At 54.4% G+C, this 19,675-nt stretch carries 15 protein-coding genes; 10 read left to right on the top strand and 5 right to left on the bottom strand.

Annotated elements, in window-relative coordinates; genetic code table 11:
* The first annotated feature begins 50 nt into the window (after positions 1 to 50).
* The 4 genes from PYL13_RS23150 (at position 51) to PYL13_RS23135 (ending at position 4,848) form a co-directional block, all read left to right on the top strand.
* Complete coding sequence (locus PYL13_RS23150) at positions 51 to 2,213, top strand: mechanosensitive ion channel family protein (RefSeq protein ID WP_275643020.1); 2,163 nt, start codon at positions 51 to 53, stop codon at positions 2,211 to 2,213.
* A 227-nt stretch (positions 2,214 to 2,440) separates the two neighbouring features.
* Positions 2,441 to 3,088 carry a MarC family protein gene (locus PYL13_RS23145; protein ID WP_275643019.1) on the top strand — a complete coding sequence of 216 codons (648 nt, stop codon included), beginning with the start codon at positions 2,441 to 2,443 and terminating at the stop codon, positions 3,086 to 3,088.
* A gap of 46 nt (positions 3,089 to 3,134) precedes the next feature.
* Positions 3,135 to 3,599 carry a hypothetical protein gene (locus PYL13_RS23140; protein ID WP_275643018.1) on the top strand — a complete coding sequence of 155 codons (465 nt, stop codon included), beginning with the start codon at positions 3,135 to 3,137 and terminating at the stop codon, positions 3,597 to 3,599.
* Positions 3,600 to 4,146: 547 nt separating this feature from the next.
* A complete protein-coding gene (locus tag PYL13_RS23135; RefSeq protein WP_441296692.1) occupies positions 4,147 to 4,848 on the top strand; it encodes an SDR family NAD(P)-dependent oxidoreductase in 702 nt (233 codons plus the stop codon).
* 381 nt (positions 4,849 to 5,229) lie between these two features.
* Here the strand turns inward: PYL13_RS23135 and PYL13_RS23130 are convergent, their stop codons facing one another.
* Positions 5,230 to 6,228: a GlxA family transcriptional regulator gene (locus tag PYL13_RS23130; protein ID WP_275643017.1), complete on the bottom strand. Its 999-nt coding sequence runs from the start codon at positions 6,226 to 6,228 to the stop codon at positions 5,230 to 5,232.
* Positions 6,229 to 6,457: 229 nt separating this feature from the next.
* Between PYL13_RS23130 and PYL13_RS23125 the strand changes: the two genes are divergently transcribed.
* Entirely contained in the window at positions 6,458 to 7,294 is an 837-nt protein-coding gene (locus PYL13_RS23125) for an alpha/beta fold hydrolase (protein WP_275643080.1), read from the top strand.
* Positions 7,295 to 7,419: 125 nt separating this feature from the next.
* Here the strand turns inward: PYL13_RS23125 and PYL13_RS23120 are convergent, their stop codons facing one another.
* Positions 7,420 to 9,279, bottom strand: a complete 1,860-nt coding sequence (locus PYL13_RS23120; protein WP_275643016.1) for a heavy metal translocating P-type ATPase — start codon at positions 9,277 to 9,279, stop codon at positions 7,420 to 7,422.
* Between the two features lie 760 nt (positions 9,280 to 10,039).
* Between PYL13_RS23120 and PYL13_RS23115 the strand changes: the two genes are divergently transcribed.
* A complete protein-coding gene (locus PYL13_RS23115) occupies positions 10,040 to 10,249 on the top strand; it encodes a cold-shock protein (RefSeq protein WP_192490079.1) in 210 nt (69 codons plus the stop codon).
* A gap of 159 nt (positions 10,250 to 10,408) precedes the next feature.
* A complete protein-coding gene (locus tag PYL13_RS23110) occupies positions 10,409 to 10,684 on the top strand; it encodes a hypothetical protein (RefSeq protein ID WP_192490078.1) in 276 nt (91 codons plus the stop codon).
* 195 nt (positions 10,685 to 10,879) lie between these two features.
* Here PYL13_RS23110 and PYL13_RS23105 read toward each other — a convergent pair whose 3' ends face one another.
* On the bottom strand, positions 10,880 to 11,881 hold the full coding sequence (locus PYL13_RS23105; protein WP_275643015.1) for a sensor histidine kinase: 1,002 nt from the start codon (positions 11,879 to 11,881) through the stop codon (positions 10,880 to 10,882).
* 521 nt (positions 11,882 to 12,402) lie between these two features.
* On the opposite strand from PYL13_RS23105, the gene PYL13_RS23100 reads away from it, so the two are divergent.
* From PYL13_RS23100 to PYL13_RS23090, 3 genes are all read left to right on the top strand, one after another.
* Positions 12,403 to 13,440 carry a YiiG family protein gene (locus PYL13_RS23100; protein WP_275643014.1) on the top strand — a complete coding sequence of 346 codons (1,038 nt, stop codon included), beginning with the start codon at positions 12,403 to 12,405 and terminating at the stop codon, positions 13,438 to 13,440.
* Between the two features lie 590 nt (positions 13,441 to 14,030).
* Entirely contained in the window at positions 14,031 to 15,539 is a 1,509-nt protein-coding gene (locus tag PYL13_RS23095) for an ATPase domain-containing protein (protein ID WP_250984879.1), read from the top strand.
* Positions 15,517 to 17,586 carry an ATP-binding protein gene (locus tag PYL13_RS23090; RefSeq protein ID WP_275643013.1) on the top strand — a complete coding sequence of 690 codons (2,070 nt, stop codon included), beginning with the start codon at positions 15,517 to 15,519 and terminating at the stop codon, positions 17,584 to 17,586. Before PYL13_RS23095 ends, PYL13_RS23090 begins: the two co-directional genes overlap by 23 nt.
* Before the next feature lie 302 nt (positions 17,587 to 17,888).
* On the opposite strand, the gene PYL13_RS23085 is transcribed toward PYL13_RS23090, so the two are convergent.
* Together PYL13_RS23085 and PYL13_RS23080 are read right to left on the bottom strand one after the other, a co-directional pair.
* Entirely contained in the window at positions 17,889 to 18,845 is a 957-nt protein-coding gene (locus PYL13_RS23085; RefSeq protein WP_275643012.1) for a FecR family protein, read from the bottom strand.
* Positions 18,846 to 18,944: 99 nt separating this feature from the next.
* Positions 18,945 to 19,493: an RNA polymerase sigma factor gene (locus tag PYL13_RS23080; RefSeq protein WP_275643011.1), complete on the bottom strand. Its 549-nt coding sequence runs from the start codon at positions 19,491 to 19,493 to the stop codon at positions 18,945 to 18,947.
* Positions 19,494 to 19,675: the final 182 nt, after the last annotated feature.

Raw genomic sequence — 19,675 nt, 5'->3', positions numbered from 1 at the left:
AGGTCGCGTGTCCTCTAGGGGCACGCCGAACGATAACAATAGGACAGAAAATGGCATGGCGCCTGAAATTACTGCTGATCAAAGTGTTTCTTACCGCGGCTGCCCTGGCGGGTGCGACACTGGCTGATATTTCCGCGGCAGCAGCACAAGCGCCTGCTTCTCTGGCGGAGCAACCCGCCAGTGTCCAACGTTTTATCGGCCTGATGTCAGATCCTGACGTTCAGAAATGGCTGCAGGGCGTCGCTCGCGAAACAGAGAGTGCTACGGTCCCAGCGACTGCCAGCAAGGACCCGGCGTCGTCGTTTGCCGGATCAACGATGCGTTTTCGCGCCCACGCCGCTTCGATGGTTGCAGCTGTGCATTCTTTTCCCTCCGAGGCGATGCGGGGCGCGGCTTTGCTTGAGCAAGACGTCAAAGCGATTGGCGGAACCCGGCCCATCGTCTTGCTGGCCGCTTTCGTTGCCGCAGGATTGGGGGCGCAATGGTTGTTCTGGCGGTTCAGCGCTGGTTGGCGGTCATGGATGGCTGGAGCATCAGTCACATCCGTTTGGCACAGGGTCGTTGTCATAACTGCCCGGCTGCTCTGGGCGGTTTGTTATGTCCTGTCGTTTGGTCTTGGCAGCATAGGGTTCTTCCTGCTTTTTGACTGGCCGCCGATCATCAGGGAAATCGTCGTCGGCTTCCTGTTCGCTGTTGTCATCTACCGCCTCGCTTGCGCTTTGCTGGATGTATTTTTGGCGCCGCGTTCAAACGAACAAGGCCGTTTCCGCGTGGTCCCGATCACTAACGAGGCGGCAGGCCACTGGGCAAAACGGCTGAGCTATCTCATTGGCTGGTACGCCTTTGGCTGGGTGACAATCCGGCTTCTTGGCACGCTCGGCCTGTCGATCCCATCGCGTCAGCTCGCTGCCTACTTTCTGGGGTTCATACTTTTGGGCATTGCCATTGAGGCGATATGGCGACGCCCGCCTGGTTCACCCACGCAACAGACGAGCCGGATCGGCCTGCATGGTCGGAACTGGCTTTGGACTGCCTATTTAACAGGGATATGGCTGCTGTGGGTGGCTGGCGCGGTGGAGCTCTTTTGGGTCATGGTGGTTTGCGCCGCATTGCCAGGGGCGATCGTTTTTACAAAGGCGTCCATCAATAACATTCTGCGCCGTTCAGAAACTGATGAAGATGGGCGCAGCCGCGTCACGGTGCTCTCGGTCATCGTCGAGCGCGGGATACGCGCAACCCTTATCGTTGCAGCGATCGTTTTCCTTGCAAATATTCTGGATGTCCGGCTGACTCAGATGACAATGCAGGATTCGCCCGCGCTCCGTCTTGTACGTGGAGTGTTGAGCGCCGGCATTATCCTCCTGGTCGTCGACTTGGCATGGAATGTCGTGAAGGTTTTGATCGACCGGAAGATGGGAGACACCGAGACAGCGCTCGAGATAGGAAGTGAACGTGAGCGACGCCGCACCCGCCTGAGAACACTGCTGCCCATCCTACGCAACTTCCTGATGATTTTATTCGCTGCGATCGCAATCATGATGGCTTTGTCGTCACTCGGCATTGAGATCGGACCGCTGATCGCTGGCGCCGGCGTTGTGGGCGTCGCCATCGGTTTTGGCGCGCAGACCGTCGTAAAGGATATCATCAGCGGCATGTTCTATCTCCTCGATGATGCCTTCCGAATCGGCGAGTACATTCAGAGCGGCAGCTACAAAGGCACTGTAGAGGCGTTCAGTCTCCGCTCCGTAAAGCTAAGGCACCATAGGGGGCCCATATTCATCGTCCCGTTTAGCGAACTGGGCGCCATCCAAAACATGAGCCGCGACTGGTCAGTGGTCAAATTCCTGCTGTCCGTGTCCTACGAATCCGACGTCGCCCAGGTCAAAGCGATTACCAAATCCGTAGGCAAAGCTCTGCGAGAAGATCCCGAGTTCCAGCCGTTCATCATTGAGAACCTCAAGATGAAAGGCGTCGAGGAGATCAGCGATTATGGAATCAAGTTGAGCTTTGGAATGACGCTAAAGCCCACCCAGCTGCAGTCGGCAATCCGTCGCAGAGCTTATGCGATGCTTCGCGAAGCATTCAACGAACAAGGCATCAAGATTGCTGTCCCGACCGTGCAAGTTGCTGGTGGAAAAGAGGACAGTCACACAGCCGTAGCCCAGCAGGCTCTCGCGAAACAAAATGTGGTGGCTGCGCCCGGGCCGACTTGAATTTGGCACGACACCACCCGAATCGAGACCGAGTATCAGAGGGAGGATATTAAATGAATATCTCAAAACCAGTTCAAACCTGCCCAGTCTGCTCGCCTACAAGGACGGCGGGTTTGTGCGACGTTTGCCAGCACTGATAATTTCACAGCGAGAAAATCGTATTTCTTGCTACCGCCTTCATTGATGGAGCGGTGGCGAACAAGGCACCATCAAAAAGGGGATCTTCCATGGACTTCTCGACTATCGACGCCACGCTCGTCGGAAAGCTTCTACTTTTGCTTTTAATTGGTATGGGGCCGAAAATCGCCCTCGTGCCGTTTTTGGAGAAAACCCATGGCTTCGATGCGGCGACCAAGGTGCGCATCGGTCGCCAAATGGTGGTGACGGCGTTCGTCACAGCATTGATCCTGTTCGCAACAGGAGCACTTTTGATGCGGCTTCTCCACATTACGGGCGGCGCCGTCGCGGTGGCAGGCGGCATCATTCTTGCACTTATAGCGATCAAGATGGCCTCAGGACCAACCGACAAGCCACATGACGAGCTTACCGCTCCGATCGATCCCGATAAGCTCGCGGTGTTTCCGCTCGCCGTTCCCTATTTGCTTAACCCTGTTGGCATTACCGTCATCATTCTCGCATCTGGAGAAGTCGTCTCGGTCGCCAGCGCGGTGGTTGTTGTCGTTCTGATCATTATTGTGGCTGCTTTCGACTATCTTGTATTCACCAATACCGACAAGCTTTCCAAACGCATGAAACCGGCCGGCATGGTCGTCTCAGAGGTCGTGTTCGGGATTTTACTGACTGCGGTTGCAATTCAGTTGATCGTCAGCGGATTGGAACGTTTAGGAATCATTACAACGCTCGCAGCTCATTGACTAAAAAGTGCGAGTTTCTGCATGTTGCCAACGGGAATGCGGGCGGATGATTGATACCAAGAGAAATGCATTCGCTTACGCAGTACTTCTTGTGCTTCAATCCTTTGCCGTCGCATTCCTGCTCCGGACTATCTTCCCTATATTTTATTACGTAGTCACACATCTTGGTGAACGCCAAGAACTGCCGGTATCGACGTTGATTTTAATCCTCGTGGCTGCTCTTGTTTTGCAAGCAAGTTATTGGACGCGGTTGCGGTGGGTTGAGGTCCCCTCGCCTTTCCGCTCAACATTCGTTTCTCATTTACTTTCATTCGCTGCGCGCCTCGCATTTTTATTCGGCGGCGTCCTGTTTTCGACAATCTTTTTTCGGCACTTGCCGGAAACGGATTCACTTCCACCGCTTGGACAGGCTATCTTGCATGGAGCATTGATCCTGTTGGTGTTGTTTGGGTTCTTTTGCTACTCGGTCGAACTCGAACGGTTCGCAAAGGCAATCGAGGATCCGACTTGAGACGATAGACCGCGTTGCACGTTCACTCGTGAAATCCATGCTTGGCGAGAAAACCTACTTTTCTGGCGACAAGATTGAGGCCGCGTAGATTTCATCGAACTGCGACAAGCAGCAGCAGGCTTCGGCGCGACTGTAGGCATCCCGGATCTCTCACATACGCGCATCGTTGGTAGTCGAGTTGGCGCCCTTCGACCGGAAAACTGGTCATGGTCTTGGAGGGTACAATGGACGACCTAGATATCAGAGTGTGATCCCAACCATCCGCCCATCGGAATGGAGTGCAGTGCCGCAGGCCGTCCGAATGAAAAGCATGCACCCCACCCGCAATCCAGAGCTGTCGTATGTGCTGTACGCGCAAAGGAATTTGTTATCAGAGGTTTACACCAGCGCCTGAACATATCAAATTCGATCCAAGCCTCTCGCTAACGGGGCGGCTATCATCGAGCGACGCAAATGGTCAACAGTCTACAGACAGGGCACATTCTGCTCTAAGCGCTATGGCAGTCCGGAAGCCCCGCTTAACTGACACGTATCTCGGGAATTGCCTATGCCTGAAATGTCTTCACTGCCCGACAACTATACCGCTCTGGTCATAGGTTCGAGCGGTGGGATAGGATCGGCCATACAACAGACACTCAGTGCTGATCCGCGCTGCAACGAGGTCATCTGTATGTCACGCAGGGAAGACGGGCTGGATATTACCGAGGAAGCGTCGGTCGTTTCTTGCGTGCAAAAGATCGCCAGCAAAAAAATCCATTTGTTGATATGTGCGACGGGCGCTTTGACGATCAATGGTGTCGGCCCCGAAAAAACAATCAGGCAGCTCGATCCCGACGCGATGACAGCGCAGTTTCGGTTAAATGCCATCGGGCCTGCACTTGTAATGAAGCACTTTCTTCCGCTCGTTGATCGTGAAAAGCGTGGAATCTGCGCCTTCCTATCGGCAAGGGTTGGCTCGATCGGAGATAATCGCCTTGGAGGGTGGATTTCCTATCGCTCATCGAAAGCTGCTCTGAACCAAATCATCCGTACTGCGTCAATCGAGTTCAAGCGCACGCATCCTGACGCTGTGCTCGTTGGTGTCCATCCTGGGACAGTCGAAACCAGCCTGTCGGAGCCGTTCTCGCGCGGGCGTGAGAGAATGCGACCGGATGATGCGGCAAAGAGGATTTTGGAGGCGCTGAACGCAGTTGCCAGTACGCAAACGGGAAGTTTTATCGCATACGATGGCTCATCCATCGAGTGGTAGTGCAGGCATTCGACAGCGAAAAAAGTCCGCTTAAATATCTCCGAGATGGATATGGAAATGCGATCACTTCAGGTGCCTGGAGCCAAGAAACATAAAGGAGAGCAATGTCTTAGGTTGTCGGTAGTCCCGTAGATATGGCGGTGCGCTGACACAAAAGTTGCCAAACACCAGCGCTGACAAACGAAGAATTTAGCGGCAGGGACGTTTTTATCAGTCCGTATTGAGCATTTGCTGACTCACGGTCGGGTAGCGCTCTCTCACTTCGATCATTCGATGTCCAATCACAAACTGGCCGGGATGGGAGAACGCACCGAATTTGAGGCAAGCGCGAGAGAGAACCTGATCGCTTCGCGAGCGGTAAGTTTCTAGACCGCAGAACAATCATACGCGCGCGTCACCGCGATAGACATTTGGAGTAGCGCCAGTCAGCCTGCCAAATACCTTTCGGAAGGCAGCTGGATCAGTATAACCAACCGCCCAGGCAATGCTCTCGACAGAACCATTCGTCGTCTCAAGCAATTGCCGCGCCTTCATGATGCGCACATTTTGCAGATATTCGGTCAGCTTGAGCCGTGTCGCACGCAAAAAGCGGCGCTGGAGTGTCCTTTCGGAAAGATGCACGCTGTCTGCCAGCTCACCGATCGATTTTTGCAGCTCAGGTGCCGCATGAAACTGGTGCTGGACCTGCAGGACCTCCTTATCGCCATGATCAAAGCGGGGAAGAAAAGCCTTGTACTGGCTCTGACTGCGACGCGGCGGGTCAACAACAAGAAAGCGTGCCGTCTCAAGCATCACGGCCTGCCCAAGCAGCTTCTCGACAAGGAGCAGACCAAGATCAGCCCAGGCCAGAATTCCGCCAGCGGTGATGACATCGCCATCATCGATGATCATGTTATCGGGTGACACGTCAATCTTGGGAAACTGTTCAGCAAGCCTGTCTGCAAAAGCCCAGTGGGTCGTGGCGCGTCGGCCGTCGATGAGCCCGGTCTCAGCAAGGACAAACGCCCCGGCACAAATTGAACAGACAGTAACGCCGCGCGCATGCTGGGACGCGAGCCATTGCGACGCCGGGCTCATGCTTTGCATCTTCTCAGGCATGATGATGCTAGGCGGCGCGATGACGTAGCTCAACGCGTGTGGGATGCCAGGGCTTGAATCCCATGTGCAGGATACGTCACCACCCTCCATCTTCCAGTGACTGACCCGAATGTTGCGATAAGTTGTCGGCGCCTGCAAATTTGTAGACCAGTCGTTGGCGACGCGAAACAGATCGGTAAGTCCATAGACGGCAGCCAGCTGACAATCCGGGTAAACCAGTAAGCCCACCTCTATGAAATCAGGTGTTTTGGTATTTGCCACTTTTGCCTCGGATAAAGTCATTTCCGCCACGTGTTTTCGATAGAAGATCGCGATACCTTCTCTTTGTCAAATACGGAATTCGCAGACAAAGCGCGACAGGAGAAATGCCATGACATCTGATACAAACCGGTTTTTCGTGTCGAGACGCAGCGTACTGATCGGAAGCATCGCCCTTGCCAGCGTGAGCGTTCCGGCGATCGCCTTCTCGCAAAACTCATCCACCAAAAGTTCATCACAAGGAGAAATCGACATGGGCTTTGTAACAACCAAGGACGGCACCAAAATTTTTTACAAGGACTGGGGTCCAAAGGACGCGCAGCCAATCGTTTTCCATCATGGCTGGCCGCTGTCGTCGGATGACTGGGACGCCCAGATGCTGTTCTTCCTGTCGAAGGGTTACCGCGTTGTTGCTCATGACCGTCGTGGTCACGGTCGCTCGGCACAGGTGGCGGACGGTCACGACATGGACCATTATGCAGCCGACGCATTTGCTGTCGTCGAAGCCCTTGATCTGAAGAACGCCGTTCATATCGGCCATTCAACCGGTGGCGGTGAAGTTGCCCGCTATGTTGCAAAACATGGTCAGCCCGCAGGTCGTGTTGCCAAGGCTGTCCTGGTGTCCGCCGTACCGCCGCTGATGCTGAAGACAGACAGCAACCCTGAGGGTCTGCCGATTGAAGTGTTTGACGGCTTCCGTTCCGCACTGGCTGCCAACCGCGCCCAGTTCTTCCGCGATGTACCGGCTGGTCCTTTCTACGGTTTCAACCGTGATGGCGCGACGGCCCAGGAAGGGGTGATCCAGAACTGGTGGCGTCAAGGCATGATGGGTGGCGCAAAGGCCCATTATGATGGCATCAAGGCTTTCTCTGAAACCGACCAGACCGAAGACCTGAAGGCGATCACCGTTCCAACGCTTGTTCTGCACGGCGAAGACGACCAGATCGTACCGATCGCAGATTCTGCCCACAAGGCGATCAAGCTCCTGACGAACGGCACGCTCAAGACCTACCCTGGTTTCTCTCACGGTATGTTGACGGTTAATGCCGATGTTCTCAATGCTGACCTGTTGGCCTTCATTAAGAGCTGATCTTGTGGAAATTTTGCAGCAACCGTTGCTGCTATCGCCAAGCCACGGAAGCGAGAGAGGAGCGTTGACGCCCCTCTTTCGCAACCGTCTCTTAATTAATTATGCCGCTCGACGCCTCCGCCGCTCTATCGTGTGATTTCTTGACCAATTCGAGGTTGAATCGCGAGAACGCGCAACGCGTTGAGGATCACAGCCACATCGATCAATTCCTGAATGACGGCGCCCTGTACCGGCGTTAAGTATCCAAAGGCCGCCGCGGTCATACCGATAGTCGACATTCCGATACCGGCCACGACACTTTCGAGCGCTATACGCCGCGCGCGTTGCGCAATTTCGATACCCGGAAGCAGGCGGTCAAGATGATCGACGAGAAGAACAATATCCGCAGCCTCGGCTGAGGCCGCGGCTCCACGAGCCCCCATGGCAACGCCAATATCCGCAACAGCAAGTGCCGGTGCATCGTTAACACCGTCTCCTACCATCATCACTAGCCCGTTCTTGCGTTCAGCAGTCACAAGAAGAACTTTCTCGTCTGGCGTTAGATCTGATTTGACCGCGTCAAGCCCCAGGTTTTTTGTAACATCTTCCGCGACTGCCTTTCTATCGCCAGTGGCTAGCAGGATACGGCGTATGCCGAGTTGACGCAGGTTTGCTATAAGCTCTGCGACACCTGTCCGAAGAGCATCGGCCATGGTGATGTAGCCAGCAATTTTATCATCGACTGCAAGCGCGACAATTACCGCACCAACATTCAAGATCGGGCTGGGAATGGGCGCTGCGCCGATTTGCTGATTGACGAACGAAACTCCTCCCACACTGACCAGGTGACCTGAAACGGTTCCGCTAACTCCCTCTCCAGGACGCTCCGTTACGTGCTCTGGCGCTGGCAGCATAACACCCCTGCGGTGCGCCGCAGTAACAATCGCCACGGCCATCGGATGCTTTGACGCCTGTTCAAGAGCCGCAGCGAAATATAAAACTTCATCCTCCGACATACCGTTGCATGGTTCAATCAACACGATCTGGGGACGTCCATCCGTCAGTGTACCGGTTTTGTCGAGAACCAGTGTCGTGATCCGTGCCAGGACTTCCAATGGCTTTGCGCCCTTGATGAGAACACCAAAGTGCGCCGCCCGCGACAGCCCAGCCACGAGAGCGACAGGTACTGCAAGGATTAACGGGCAAGGCGTTGCCACGACCAACACCGCCACGGCCCGGATAGGATCACGCGTGAGCCACCATGCAGCTGTTGCGAGTGCAATTGTCACCACGAGGAAAAGCATTGAATATCGATCCGCAAGCCGCGCCATCGGTGCCTTGGATGCTTGCGCTGCTTCAACCAACCGGACGATCCCGGCGTAAGTGCTGTCAACCGCCCGACGCCGAGCGCGCAGGTCAAAAGGCTCGCCCGCATTCGTACAACCGCTCATCAACTCGTCACCATGGACAAGTCGCACGGGCATTGATTCACCCGTGATGGCAGACTTATCGACGATCGCCTGCGCGCCCTCAATATATCCGTCTGTCGGCACGATGGCGCCCTGATGAATGAAAAGGAGGTCGCCTGGTTCAATCGTGTCGAGCGCGACAACCTCTAGAGTGCCATTTTCATGGCGTGTGGCAGTTCTGGGAACCCGGGACAGGAGTGTGCTCATTTCGCGCCTGGCACGGCCCTCCGCAAAGTTCTCAATAAAAGTACCGCCGGCATACATTACGGCGACCACCGATGCGGCCAGCGTTTCACCGAATAACAGCGCTGCCGACATCGAAAGCGCCGCGACAATGTCCAGCCCGACTTCACCTCGCCAGAGACTGCGAAGGATTTCGACGACCAGAGCAATCAAGACCGGAATAACCCCAAGACGCCAAGCAAGGACGGCCATATCGGGCTTGTCGTATGCGAAAAAAACCAGCCCACTTACGAGACCGACTATCGCAATCGAGAGCAGCACAGTTTTGACGCGGTCATAGGTCAGAGAGAACATGACTTCCTTTCATCGCCCCTTCGAGCGTGTGGATAGTGGTCCTGCCGTCTTTCTATTTGGTTCAACTGCTGGCTTGTTTGTCGTGCTGTCACGGCTTGCCAATTCGAAGCTTTTTCTCGTGTAGTCGATATGCAGCTCTAACAACCATTAACATACCAGAGATGCGCGTCCGCGGCACCAGCGGGAATGGTGCAATTCGAAGGTTACTCTCGCCGGGAGGCTGGCATCCGGTATTTCAGCTGATGAGATCATCAAGTCTCGCTCAAAGCTGACTGAGCTGTCATTAGCGATTTCTGGATTAGCGAGCACTCGCCTTGAAGAAGCGGAATACACGTACACTTATCTTACGGCATAAGTCGAAGAGCCGGCCGGACAAAGTCATTTTCTATAGATGTTTCGCCTGGTGTCCAAAATGCGTGCGTATTTTTTCCTCTGCCAGCAAACCTGCTCGAGAGGCACCAGCTACTCTGGTATATCTGAACCGCCGCGTGGAACTTTGCCAGCCAGCGTGAATGGTCAGGAAGCGTGCGCTGGGCGAGAATACATCCTTAGGTAGATGTGCGGAAATGCTCTCAAAACTAAAAGTTGACAATCCGATTTAGATCCAGTATCTATCCATTATCGATATTTTCTTGCTGAGCTTTGGTTACCGCGCGATTAGCACCGCGCTTTCAACGAACCCTCCCTTTAAAACAATCGTTATCATCATCCGCAGCGCAGTCGCGCTGAGGTCATCTATATTGCTATGAAAGGGTTCATTATGATCACCGGCACAGTTAAATGGTTTAATTCCACCAAGGGCTTCGGCTTCATCCAGCCTGACAACGGTAGCGCTGACGCGTTCGTTCACATCTCTGCCGTCGAGCGCGCCGGAATGCGCGAAATCGTCGAAGGCCAGAAGCTCAGCTACGATCTGGAGCGCGACAACAAGTCCGGCAAAATGTCGGCTTGCAATCTTCAGGCTGCTTAAATCGGTATCTGCTTTCCTTTGACCACGGATGTACTGGCACTGTTGAAAGCACAATACCTACTGAGGTCAGGCAAGTTGCCTGGCCTTTTTTTTGCCTGATGACACCGCAACTGCGCGGGTGGCCCAGGTGGCCAGTGGCCGCAATAACAGGAGTTCTCGATGACGAACCAAGCCAACGAACTTCAGGCAATCAACACGGCTTGGCAGATTGCCGTGCAGGAAATTCTGCGGATGGTCGTTCGAGACCTGTACAAGTCAGGGGATGAGGCGTCCTTCCAAGCGCATATCAAGAGAGTTGAAGAGGCGGCCGTCGACAGCATCTACACCGGACTGATGCTTCGCGGGACTGATGAATGGACGGAAGTCCTTGTCAAGGAAAAGGCCAGCAACTTCGTCACGACGCTTTTGACGTCCTTCACTTATGACAAGGTTTGATCATCGCAAGCGGTTCGCCTGTTTCCATGAAGAGCCATCACAGTGACGACGCGCTTAAAACAAGTTTGTCGCTAACAATTTTTCCACCCGCCAGTCTGTTTCAAAACTCACTTAACGGACGGTCATTCTCCAACAACGGCACCCCCTAGGCGAGAAGATACCGTTAGCCAGTTGGTATGACCAACCGTTTCACATTCAGGCTGTTAGCCGACTTTCCTTTAACCGGAGCGTCACGACAACTCCCCCTTCAACCCAGTTAAAGTCAATTGACCCTCCCAGCTGCCCTGAGACGGTTCGATGCAGCAATTTGCTGCCGTAGCCTTCGGCAGTCTTCGCCGCACCGACACCATCACAGCCGTGCTCGCTCCAAACGATCTCGATGTCGTCTTTGGCTGATGCCCCGGAAATGTCGAGGGACCCCGTTTCGTTTGAAAGGGCACCATACTTCAGCGAGTTCGTTGCCAGTTCGTGAATGATGAGCGCAAGACTTGTCGCGGCCCTCTCCCCAAGCCCCATGCGTGGAACTGCAACGCGGATACGCCCAGCGAAAGCGCCATGGTCGTCGTATGGCGCCAACAGCACACTAAACAGATCGCCCAGCAAAGCCGCGCGCCCCTGACCATCCGGAAGCGGGCGGACAAGCTCATGGGCGCGTCCGAGTGCGGTAAGGCGCTGCGTCAACTGCTTTGCCATCTCCTCCTTCGTTTCAGTTGAACGCGACGTGATGCTCGTGAGGCCGGAAGCCAAAGCGAGCAGGTTCTTAACGCGGTGGCTCATCTCACCGGCGAGCAGCTCATGGCTTTCCTCCGCCTGCTTGCGCCCCGTTACGTCAAGAAAAATTCCAGTCGTTTTTTTTGTTGCCGTATCGCCGTCGTTCCCCTGGCCACGCGCGGAGATCCATCGGACATCAGAGGCGGTCGTGAGGATGCGGAAATCGATTTCAAAGGGCCCATCAATCGCACGAGTGGCAACAAATGCCGCCCTGACGCGGTCTCTGTCCGCAGGATGGACCTTAGCTGAAAGATGCTCAAAGCTGAGATCCGTCTCTGCTGGTATGTCCCAAAGTTCGTATGCCTTGGTGTCCATGACGAACGTATCGTCGTCCAGCATCCAGGTCCAAAGCGCCACCCCCGCCGACTTAATAGCCCGTCTAAGCTCGTCTGCACTCCATTCAGGCTGCGACCTTGATGCGCTCATCGTAAATCTCTTCTGACAGATGCCACTCACTATTTTCAGAACTACCGGGCCGGACTAAGGTTATCAATGGCCTATGCAGGCTTTGTGATGCTAATACCACAAGCTTACACGTTGAAAAGTGGGGCAGGATGCCTCTGTCACCGACGACAAATTGTGCCATTGAAGCGATATAAGCGCGCCCCGATCCCGCTGTGCTTTGGTAACATGATCTGCGCGCACGCAAATGCAACGTCACACCGATGCCGGGCGGCGTGCGATAACGTGGCGCCTCGCGGCTGCGTTGTGCAGATAGCAGGCGCTTAATTCTGTATGGAGTTTGAGCGCGTACACATCGCGGCTCGATTGGTCGGAGCAGCCATGGACGCCAGTGGCGTTCCTGGCGAAAGGCAGGTGAAACGTCCGCTGGGCTTGCCTCCACCCCTAAATCACGCCAAAAGGCTCCCCGTCTTAGTGCCTTGTACCACCGATACCCAACAGGCGCTTTGACCTGAACGGGATCCTGAAATCTTGTTTGCAATTTGATGTCTTTGCAGCTTGGAAGTGACGATCTCCTCAGAGATGAAATGAGGACGCAAATGAAACAAAATCAGAACTTTAACCCCCTGTCTCCCTTTTTCGCCATTGCAGCAGCCCTGCTCATTCTGTCGGCGTGTGATGACAACACCTCCAGCCAGACAGACCGTGCGCGCGAGACACAAACCTCCAGCGAACAGTCAGAAGTTCAAAAATACAACGCCTATGTCGAGGTTGCCAATTCGGTGCACCGACCTTACGCCGAGGATCTGGCAACATATCAGCGCTATATTCAGCCTGTACTTGACGGCAAGGAAGAGAATGACGACCTCCTTTTCCCTTCATCGTCGACGATGAGCCGGGTCAAGGAGAATCTGGACAAAGCGCGGGCCTTGAAACCCGACATGGCCGAACTTGACGTTTCGGCGCAGACCTATAGCGATGCGTTGGACAAGGCCATCCCTCTTGATCGCGACCTGGACAATTACATCGAGGCCAAGACCTATCTGAGCGATAAGGGCGCGCATGGACGCGAGATTCAACCCGCCTATATCTCCGCCATGGAAACCCTGGCAAAGGCCCAGATGAATTACGCCAAAGCGATCGAGGCAAAGGACCGCGCCCGCATCAAGTTGGAATTTGACGAGACGGAAAAGGACACGCTCGCCTATTTCCGGATCGGCATGGTCTATCATATCAAGGACAGCATCGACCAGGCCTCTAGTTTCCTGACTGGCGAGGGTTTTGGTGACAGCAAGGACGTGTTCAAGGCGGCGCTCGACGCGTTCGCCACTATGGCATCAGGCTATGATCGCAAGGTGCGGGACCAAAACAGCACGGGTTGCCCGGCCATCATGTCCAATGCCAATGCCTATCTCTCCGTCGGCAGGCAGATCATCCACAGGACAGAAGACGGCTCGTATGAAAAGGACAAGCAGCAAGGCTCCCAGTTCCAGCTAATGCAGTCGCGGGAGCAGCAGGACGCAAGCTCCCTCCTCCAGAACTATAACAATATGATCAGCCAACTGAACATGAACCAATGCTGAGCTGAACCTGAACCTGAACCTGAACCTGAACCTGAACCTGAACCGCGTTATGCGGGCTGCGTCCCCAACGCAAAACCTAGAGATGCCACACATTTCGTTTGAGCGTGGAATGTGTGGCTCCGAATTCGATTGTGTCGAGGCGACACGACATCTCCTTGCCTGAAGCAATGGAGCAATCAAAGCATAAATCCGTACGGTAGGATGCGAGCGATTACAACAACGCCGCACCAGCATCGAGCAGCAGTACCCCATATGACAGCCGTTCCGCCGATCCCAAGTCGCAACGAACTCGATGAGCTTATGACAAACCAGGGCTCTGAACGTGGGCCATCTCGTTAACCCAACGCCGTCGTCTAACAATCCGCAGTGATGGCCGCGCTCGACCCGAAGCGCCAAACGGGCGTTCTCCTAACAGCAGCCATTGAGCAGTCAAAGGACAAGGCTATCCACCAGACTTCATAGCGATAAAACAGCACGGTTTTTGTCTTAGCTTAAGGTCCATTATCTCCAAGTCCTCAAACCAGATTGCTCCTCGAGCCTTGATTCTCTTAAGACCTGTATCTAAGTATTTTAGGAAGTGCGGAGGAAACATGGACGAGATTTTAAGTCAGAGCGCTAGAACAGGCGTGCAGGGATTGGATGATGTTCTTTCCGGTGGCTTAACTCGCAGGCACGTGTTCCTCTTAGAGGGATCTCCGGGGACGGGCAAAACGACAATCGCCCTGCAGTTCCTCATCGAAGGCGCAAAACTCGGCGAGCGCTGTCTTTACATAAGCCTATCGGAGACGAACGAAGAGCTGCGTGATTGCGCAAAATCACATGGTATGGAAATCGGTAGCGAGATCGAAATCTTTGAACTCGTACCGCCAGAAAGCCTTCTCGACGCCGACCAACAGCAAAGTCTGCTCTATTCCTCGGATCTCGAGCTCGGTGAAACCACAAGAATGATTTTCGAGGCGTTTGATCGCATCAAGCCTCAGCGCGTCGTAATAGACAGTCTTTCCGAAATCCGCTTGCTGGCACAAAGTTCGCTGCGCTACCGCCGACAGATACTTGCTTTGAAACACTTCTTTTCACGTTCGGATGCCACCGTCCTGTTGCTAGACGACATGACGTCGGAAAATTTCGACAAGACTGTGCACAGCGTTGTCCATGGCGTGATCTATCTCGAACAACTGGCTCCAGATTACGGTTCTGAACGTCGTCGCCTGAGGGTGATAAAATATCGCGGACAGTCGTTCCGTGGTGGCTATCATGATTTCGTCATCAAGACCGGCGGCGTTTCGGTGTTTCCGCGGCTTCGTGCAATTGAGCACAAGACCGGTTTCGAGCGAACCACCTTATCCAGCGGTCTTCCCGAGTTCGACGATCTCCTTGGCGGAGGCATCGAGCGCGGGTCCAGCACACTGCTTATCGGGCCGGCAGGCACCGGCAAAAGCTTGTTCGCCCTGCAGTTTGTGAACGCTGCAATCCAGCGAGGGGAAAAAGCCGCGATCTTTATCTTTGATGAGGAGCTTGGCCTGCTTTATGCCCGTACCAAGACCATGGGTATCGACCTGGAAACACTGCACGCACAGGGCCATATCCACATAGAGCAACTGGATGCCGCCGAACTGTCACCGGGTGAATTTGCGCAGCGTGTTCGTGACCGGGTTTCAACCTATGAAGCCAAGACGGTCGTAATCGACAGCATTAATGGCTATCAAGCTGCGATGCCGGAAGAGAATGCTCTCATCCTGCACATGCATGAACTTTTGCAATACCTCAACAGGCAGGGTGCAAATACCTTTTTGACGGTCGCGCAGCATGGTCTGGTCGGCGACATGAAATCGCCTGTTGACGTTACCTATCTTGCAGACAGCGTCATTCTTCTGAGGTATTTCGAGGCACTGGGAAAAGTTCGGCGCGCAGTATCGGTGATCAAGAAACGCACCGGGCCACACGAAGATACTATTCGTGAATTTAAAATATCCGGTGGAGGACTAACGCTCGGCGAGCCGCTTTCGGCCTTTCAGGGAATTCTGCGTGGCGTCCCTAACTTTGTGGGGGATCAAAACCCTCTTCTTCCAATGACCGGTGAGGGTAGCGACAATTCCTAATAGCGACACAAGCGCCCTGGTTTACGCTCCTATCGGCCGTGACGCGGAGATTGCAGTTTCGCTCCTGAAAGAAGCTGGGGTGGCCGCCACCGCAGTGAGTGATATTGCGTCGTTTGTGGCGAAGTTGAGTGACGACATCGCTTTCGCAGTTGTGACAGAGGAGGCTTTTCGGTCTGCCGATCTGAGAGGTTTTTCCGCGTGGATCGAGGCACAGCCGAGTTGGTCTGACCTTCCGTTCGTCATCCTCACGAACCGTGGTGGTGGACCTGAACGCAATCCGGCGGCGGCAAGATTATCTGAAGTCCTGGGCAACGTGAGCTTCATTGAACGGCCATTTCATCCAACCACCTTCATAAGCGTTGCGCGATCCGCCATGCGGGGCCGTCGCCGCCAATTCGATGCCCGAGCTAGAATAGAGGCTCTTGATGAAGGCGAGAGACGTCTTCAAACGGCCCTCAGTGCCGGCAGACTGGGCGCGTGGGAATTCGATCTTGCAACCGGCGAACTGATCACTTCGACGACCTTTCGATCAATATTCGGTCGCAATGCCACCGAGGAGTTCTCCTACACGGATCTGTTGGCCAGTATCCATCCTGAGGATGTCGACCGGATGCAGTTCGCCGTTCGAACGACGATTGAAACCGGCGCCGACTACGCCATAGAATACCGCACGATCTGGAGTGACGGCTCTGTCCATTGGGCCGAGATCCGCGCCCAGCTCTACAGAGACCGCGAAGGTAAGGCCATAAAGCTCGTCGGCGTCTCGGCCGACATCACCGCACGACTGAAAGCGGAAGAGCACCAGCGACAACTGAACGAGGTTCTTGAAGAGCGCGTTGCAGAACGGACCCGTAAACTGGAAGAGACCCACGCCAGAATGATGGCAGAGGTGAACCAACGGGAGAGCGCCGAGCAACAACTTCGCCAGGCTCAGAAGATGGAGGCGATCGGCCAACTTACTGGAGGCGTGGCGCACGATTTCAATAACCTCCTGATGGCCGTACTTGGCAATCTTGAACTCCTGCGAAAGTACGTTGGAGAGGATAACAAGGCGATTCGTCTCATAGACGGAGCCCAGCAGGGCGCAAAGCGCGGTGCATCGCTCACCCAGCGGTTACTGGCTTTCTCGCGCAAACAGGACCTCCGTATCGACCCGGTCGACATGCGAGCGCTGATAATGGGAATGGAAGATCTGCTGAAACGCTCGGTTGGCGCAAATGTGGTGATTGAAACGCATGTGCCGCCTCATCTTCCTCTGGTCTCGGCAGATGCAAACCAGATTGAACTGGCGCTCCTCAATCTCGTTGTCAACGCTCGTGACGCAATGCCAGACGGAGGCGAGATCCGCATTGGGCTGGACGAGGTTCATCAGTCCAGGCCGGAAGGTGAGCTTGCCGCCGGCCATTACGTCGTCCTTTCGGTTGTTGACCAAGGTCAGGGCATGGATAGTGAAACACTTAGAAAAGCTGTCGAGCCGTTTTTCTCCACCAAGGAGCTCGGAAAGGGCACCGGCCTTGGCCTTTCGATGATCCATGGCCTGGCGTCCCAGCTGAAAGGTGATCTCAAGCTGACAAGTGAGTTGCAGCGCGGGACAAAGGCGGAACTATGGATACCGGTATCCACATCCGGCGCGGCAACTGAAACCGGGGTGATTGATATGCCGATTGAGATAGCGCAGAAAGCCAAAGGGCCGAAAAGAATTTTGCTTGTGGACGACGATGCACTCATTGCCATGAGTTCAGCTGACATGTTGACGGACCTTGGTCATGACGTGGTGGAAGCCTATTCGGGAAACGAGGCACTTCAGCGCCTGGGCGACGGGTCCGAGTTCGACCTTCTCATCACGGACTATTCCATGCCGGGAATGACCGGTGGAGAGCTGGCAATTGCTGTTCGGGATATAGTTCCAGATCTTCCGATACTTATTGCGTCCGGCTATGCCGAGTTGCCACCTGGAGTGAACCTTGACGTGGCGCGGCTTGGAAAACCCTACACCCAAGATCAGTTGGCGCGGGAACTCGACCGGCTGTTTGCTGATAGGATTTAGGCGAAAGGCTGCCAAATCTGAGTTCGTTTTGAGGTTTCTTGCGCCGTCTTTCGCCATGAGGAAGAATGCAGGCCAAAGGTATTATTGGGACGTGATTATGTCAGCGGGATATAAAATAGATAACACACACTCTGCTTAGCCTCATACATGCGATACGAACTCTCCCGGCGTCAAAGCTGAAATGTCCTGCTTCTGATTAAGGCCAATTTCTACGAATGCCCCTAGGACAACCGTTGGTCGGTAACTCTGAGCAGCATTGCTTTTGGCGCAGGCTTCTCAAAACAATATCGCTACAGCCATCCTCAGGAACGGATTAGTATCAAGGGTCCTACCCGAGTTGTTTTTACGCCTAGTGCTGCGCGAAGGAAGGATAGAGCAGCTTCCGTATCCGTGACATTGATCGTTCCGCTGATCCGGCGATTAGCGACTGTATCGCCCGCAATGACAATCCTGCCGGGGAAATGACGACCGATTTCCTCGACGACTTTGAAGAGCGGCGCATTATCGACGGCGATCTGGCCACGCCGCCAAGATAGTGCAACATTGCTATCAACACGCTGAACAACGGAGCTACCGCTCCGGCGGTCCACAAGCGCTTGTTCACCTTCGTGAATCTGAAGGGAGCCGGAATTGCCCACGTCCGGTTCAATCATCACAGCACTTTCTGTGACGCTCACCTGCAGGTCGGTGTCGCTGTAACGTACGTCAAAGGCGGTGCCTAGAGCCGTCACCCGGGCTGGGCCTGCATCGACGCTGAACGGGCGTTCCGGTGCATGGGCAACCTCGAAATAGGCCTGGCCGCGCAGGAGCCGCACGACACGTCGCTCTGGAGTAAAATCGACTGCGATGGCTGATGAGGAGTTAAGTTGAACCGTCGATCCATCCTGTAATGTGACGACTGGCATTTCATCGACGCCTGCAACGACATCCGCCTGCATTCTGATGGGGCCATCAAGCGAGAGGAATGTGGCGCCAGCAATGGCGAGAAAAAACAGCGCTATGACGACAGGTTTGACAGGACTGCGGGGTTTTATACGAATGTTGGAAAGCGCGGTATCAGACTGAATGGCAGTTTGGGCATCACCCAGAAGCTGTTCGGCCGCATTGTATGTTCGACAGTTTTGCGGATCGGCGTTTAGCCATGCCTGAAAACGCGACTTTTCTTCCGCTGGTTGGCGGGGGTCGCTGTTACGCAAAATCCAGTCCGCAGCCTCCCGGTTGCGTTTTCGTTGGGCATCTTTCGCCCGGTTGCCTGGCATATCCCTCTCCAGCCTGTGTCCTCTATCGTATAGACGCTTGGCTATACCGAATTGGGACTACGGCTCATTTAGAACATTTCGGGGATCAGGTGAAGCGGGCTAGACTTGCAAGAGGCGATCAAGGCAGTGCGCAAAGGCACGTCGCAAATGTCGGTCCACCATGTTTCGTGAAATGTTGAGCTTCACGGAGATCTGGTCCGGTGTCAGATGATGAAGCCGGTGCAGGATAAAGACAACGCGTCGTCGCTGCGGCAGATCGGCGATTGCATCACGCAATATGGCAACGCGCGCTTCGATCTGCAGGACGTGGTCAGGAGCTGGTGCGGCGCTGGCGACCGCCAAAGCCTCCTTTTCGGAGCCTGAAAACAACCGTGCCTCGATGTTTTCACGACGAAGTCTATCAAAACCGAGATTGATGGCCGCTCGGCAAAGGAAGGCCTTCACAGAGCGCTTGTTGCGAAGGACCTCCGGCTTAGTAGATAGCTTGATGTAAAGATCGTGAACAACGTCCTGAGCCGTCGAGCGCGGATGCCCGCGGCGCAGCACGGCACCAGTGATATCGGCATAGTGCTCTTCGATTGCTCTGTTCAGCAAATCACTGCCATCAAGACTGTCCCAAGACATCCGTGAAGTGGAAGAGCTCGACATAATACTCGTTTCCCAAAGCAACAATATTGTCAGGACGGCATCATGTCCTATTGTTCTGAACGCTACAGGTTCAGAAAAAATCGTGCAAGGACAACAAGTTAAAACAATCCATCAGTACGAATTTCTACGCGCCTTAAATCATGACATTAAAATTCATCTTTATGCCTGATTTTGTTGGTCGA

Source organism: Agrobacterium sp. Azo12 (genome assembly GCF_029193765.2).
Lineage (GTDB): Bacteria > Pseudomonadota > Alphaproteobacteria > Rhizobiales > Rhizobiaceae > Agrobacterium.
This window is presented reverse-complemented; position numbering and strand designations above follow the sequence as displayed.

What these genes read in the sequence shown, in the direction of transcription:
- PYL13_RS23150 (WP_275643020.1), top strand. Translation starts at nt 51, where the DNA reads ATGGCATGGCGCCTGAAATTACTGCTGATCAAAGTGTTTCTTACCGCG.
- PYL13_RS23145 (WP_275643019.1), top strand. Translation starts at nt 2,441, where the DNA reads ATGGACTTCTCGACTATCGACGCCACGCTCGTCGGAAAGCTTCTACTT.
- PYL13_RS23140 (WP_275643018.1), top strand. Translation starts at nt 3,135, where the DNA reads ATGATTGATACCAAGAGAAATGCATTCGCTTACGCAGTACTTCTTGTG.
- PYL13_RS23135 (WP_441296692.1), top strand. Translation starts at nt 4,147, where the DNA reads ATGCCTGAAATGTCTTCACTGCCCGACAACTATACCGCTCTGGTCATA.
- PYL13_RS23130 (WP_275643017.1), bottom strand. Translation starts at nt 6,228, where the DNA reads ATGACTTTATCCGAGGCAAAAGTGGCAAATACCAAAACACCTGATTTC.
- PYL13_RS23125 (WP_275643080.1), top strand. Translation starts at nt 6,458, where the DNA reads ATGGGCTTTGTAACAACCAAGGACGGCACCAAAATTTTTTACAAGGAC.
- PYL13_RS23120 (WP_275643016.1), bottom strand. Translation starts at nt 9,279, where the DNA reads ATGTTCTCTCTGACCTATGACCGCGTCAAAACTGTGCTGCTCTCGATT.
- PYL13_RS23115 (WP_192490079.1), top strand. Translation starts at nt 10,040, where the DNA reads ATGATCACCGGCACAGTTAAATGGTTTAATTCCACCAAGGGCTTCGGC.
- PYL13_RS23110 (WP_192490078.1), top strand. Translation starts at nt 10,409, where the DNA reads ATGACGAACCAAGCCAACGAACTTCAGGCAATCAACACGGCTTGGCAG.
- PYL13_RS23105 (WP_275643015.1), bottom strand. Translation starts at nt 11,881, where the DNA reads ATGAGCGCATCAAGGTCGCAGCCTGAATGGAGTGCAGACGAGCTTAGA.
- PYL13_RS23100 (WP_275643014.1), top strand. Translation starts at nt 12,403, where the DNA reads ATGTCTTTGCAGCTTGGAAGTGACGATCTCCTCAGAGATGAAATGAGG.
- PYL13_RS23095 (WP_250984879.1), top strand. Translation starts at nt 14,031, where the DNA reads ATGGACGAGATTTTAAGTCAGAGCGCTAGAACAGGCGTGCAGGGATTG.
- PYL13_RS23085 (WP_275643012.1), bottom strand. Translation starts at nt 18,845, where the DNA reads ATGCCAGGCAACCGGGCGAAAGATGCCCAACGAAAACGCAACCGGGAG.
- PYL13_RS23080 (WP_275643011.1), bottom strand. Translation starts at nt 19,493, where the DNA reads ATGTCGAGCTCTTCCACTTCACGGATGTCTTGGGACAGTCTTGATGGC.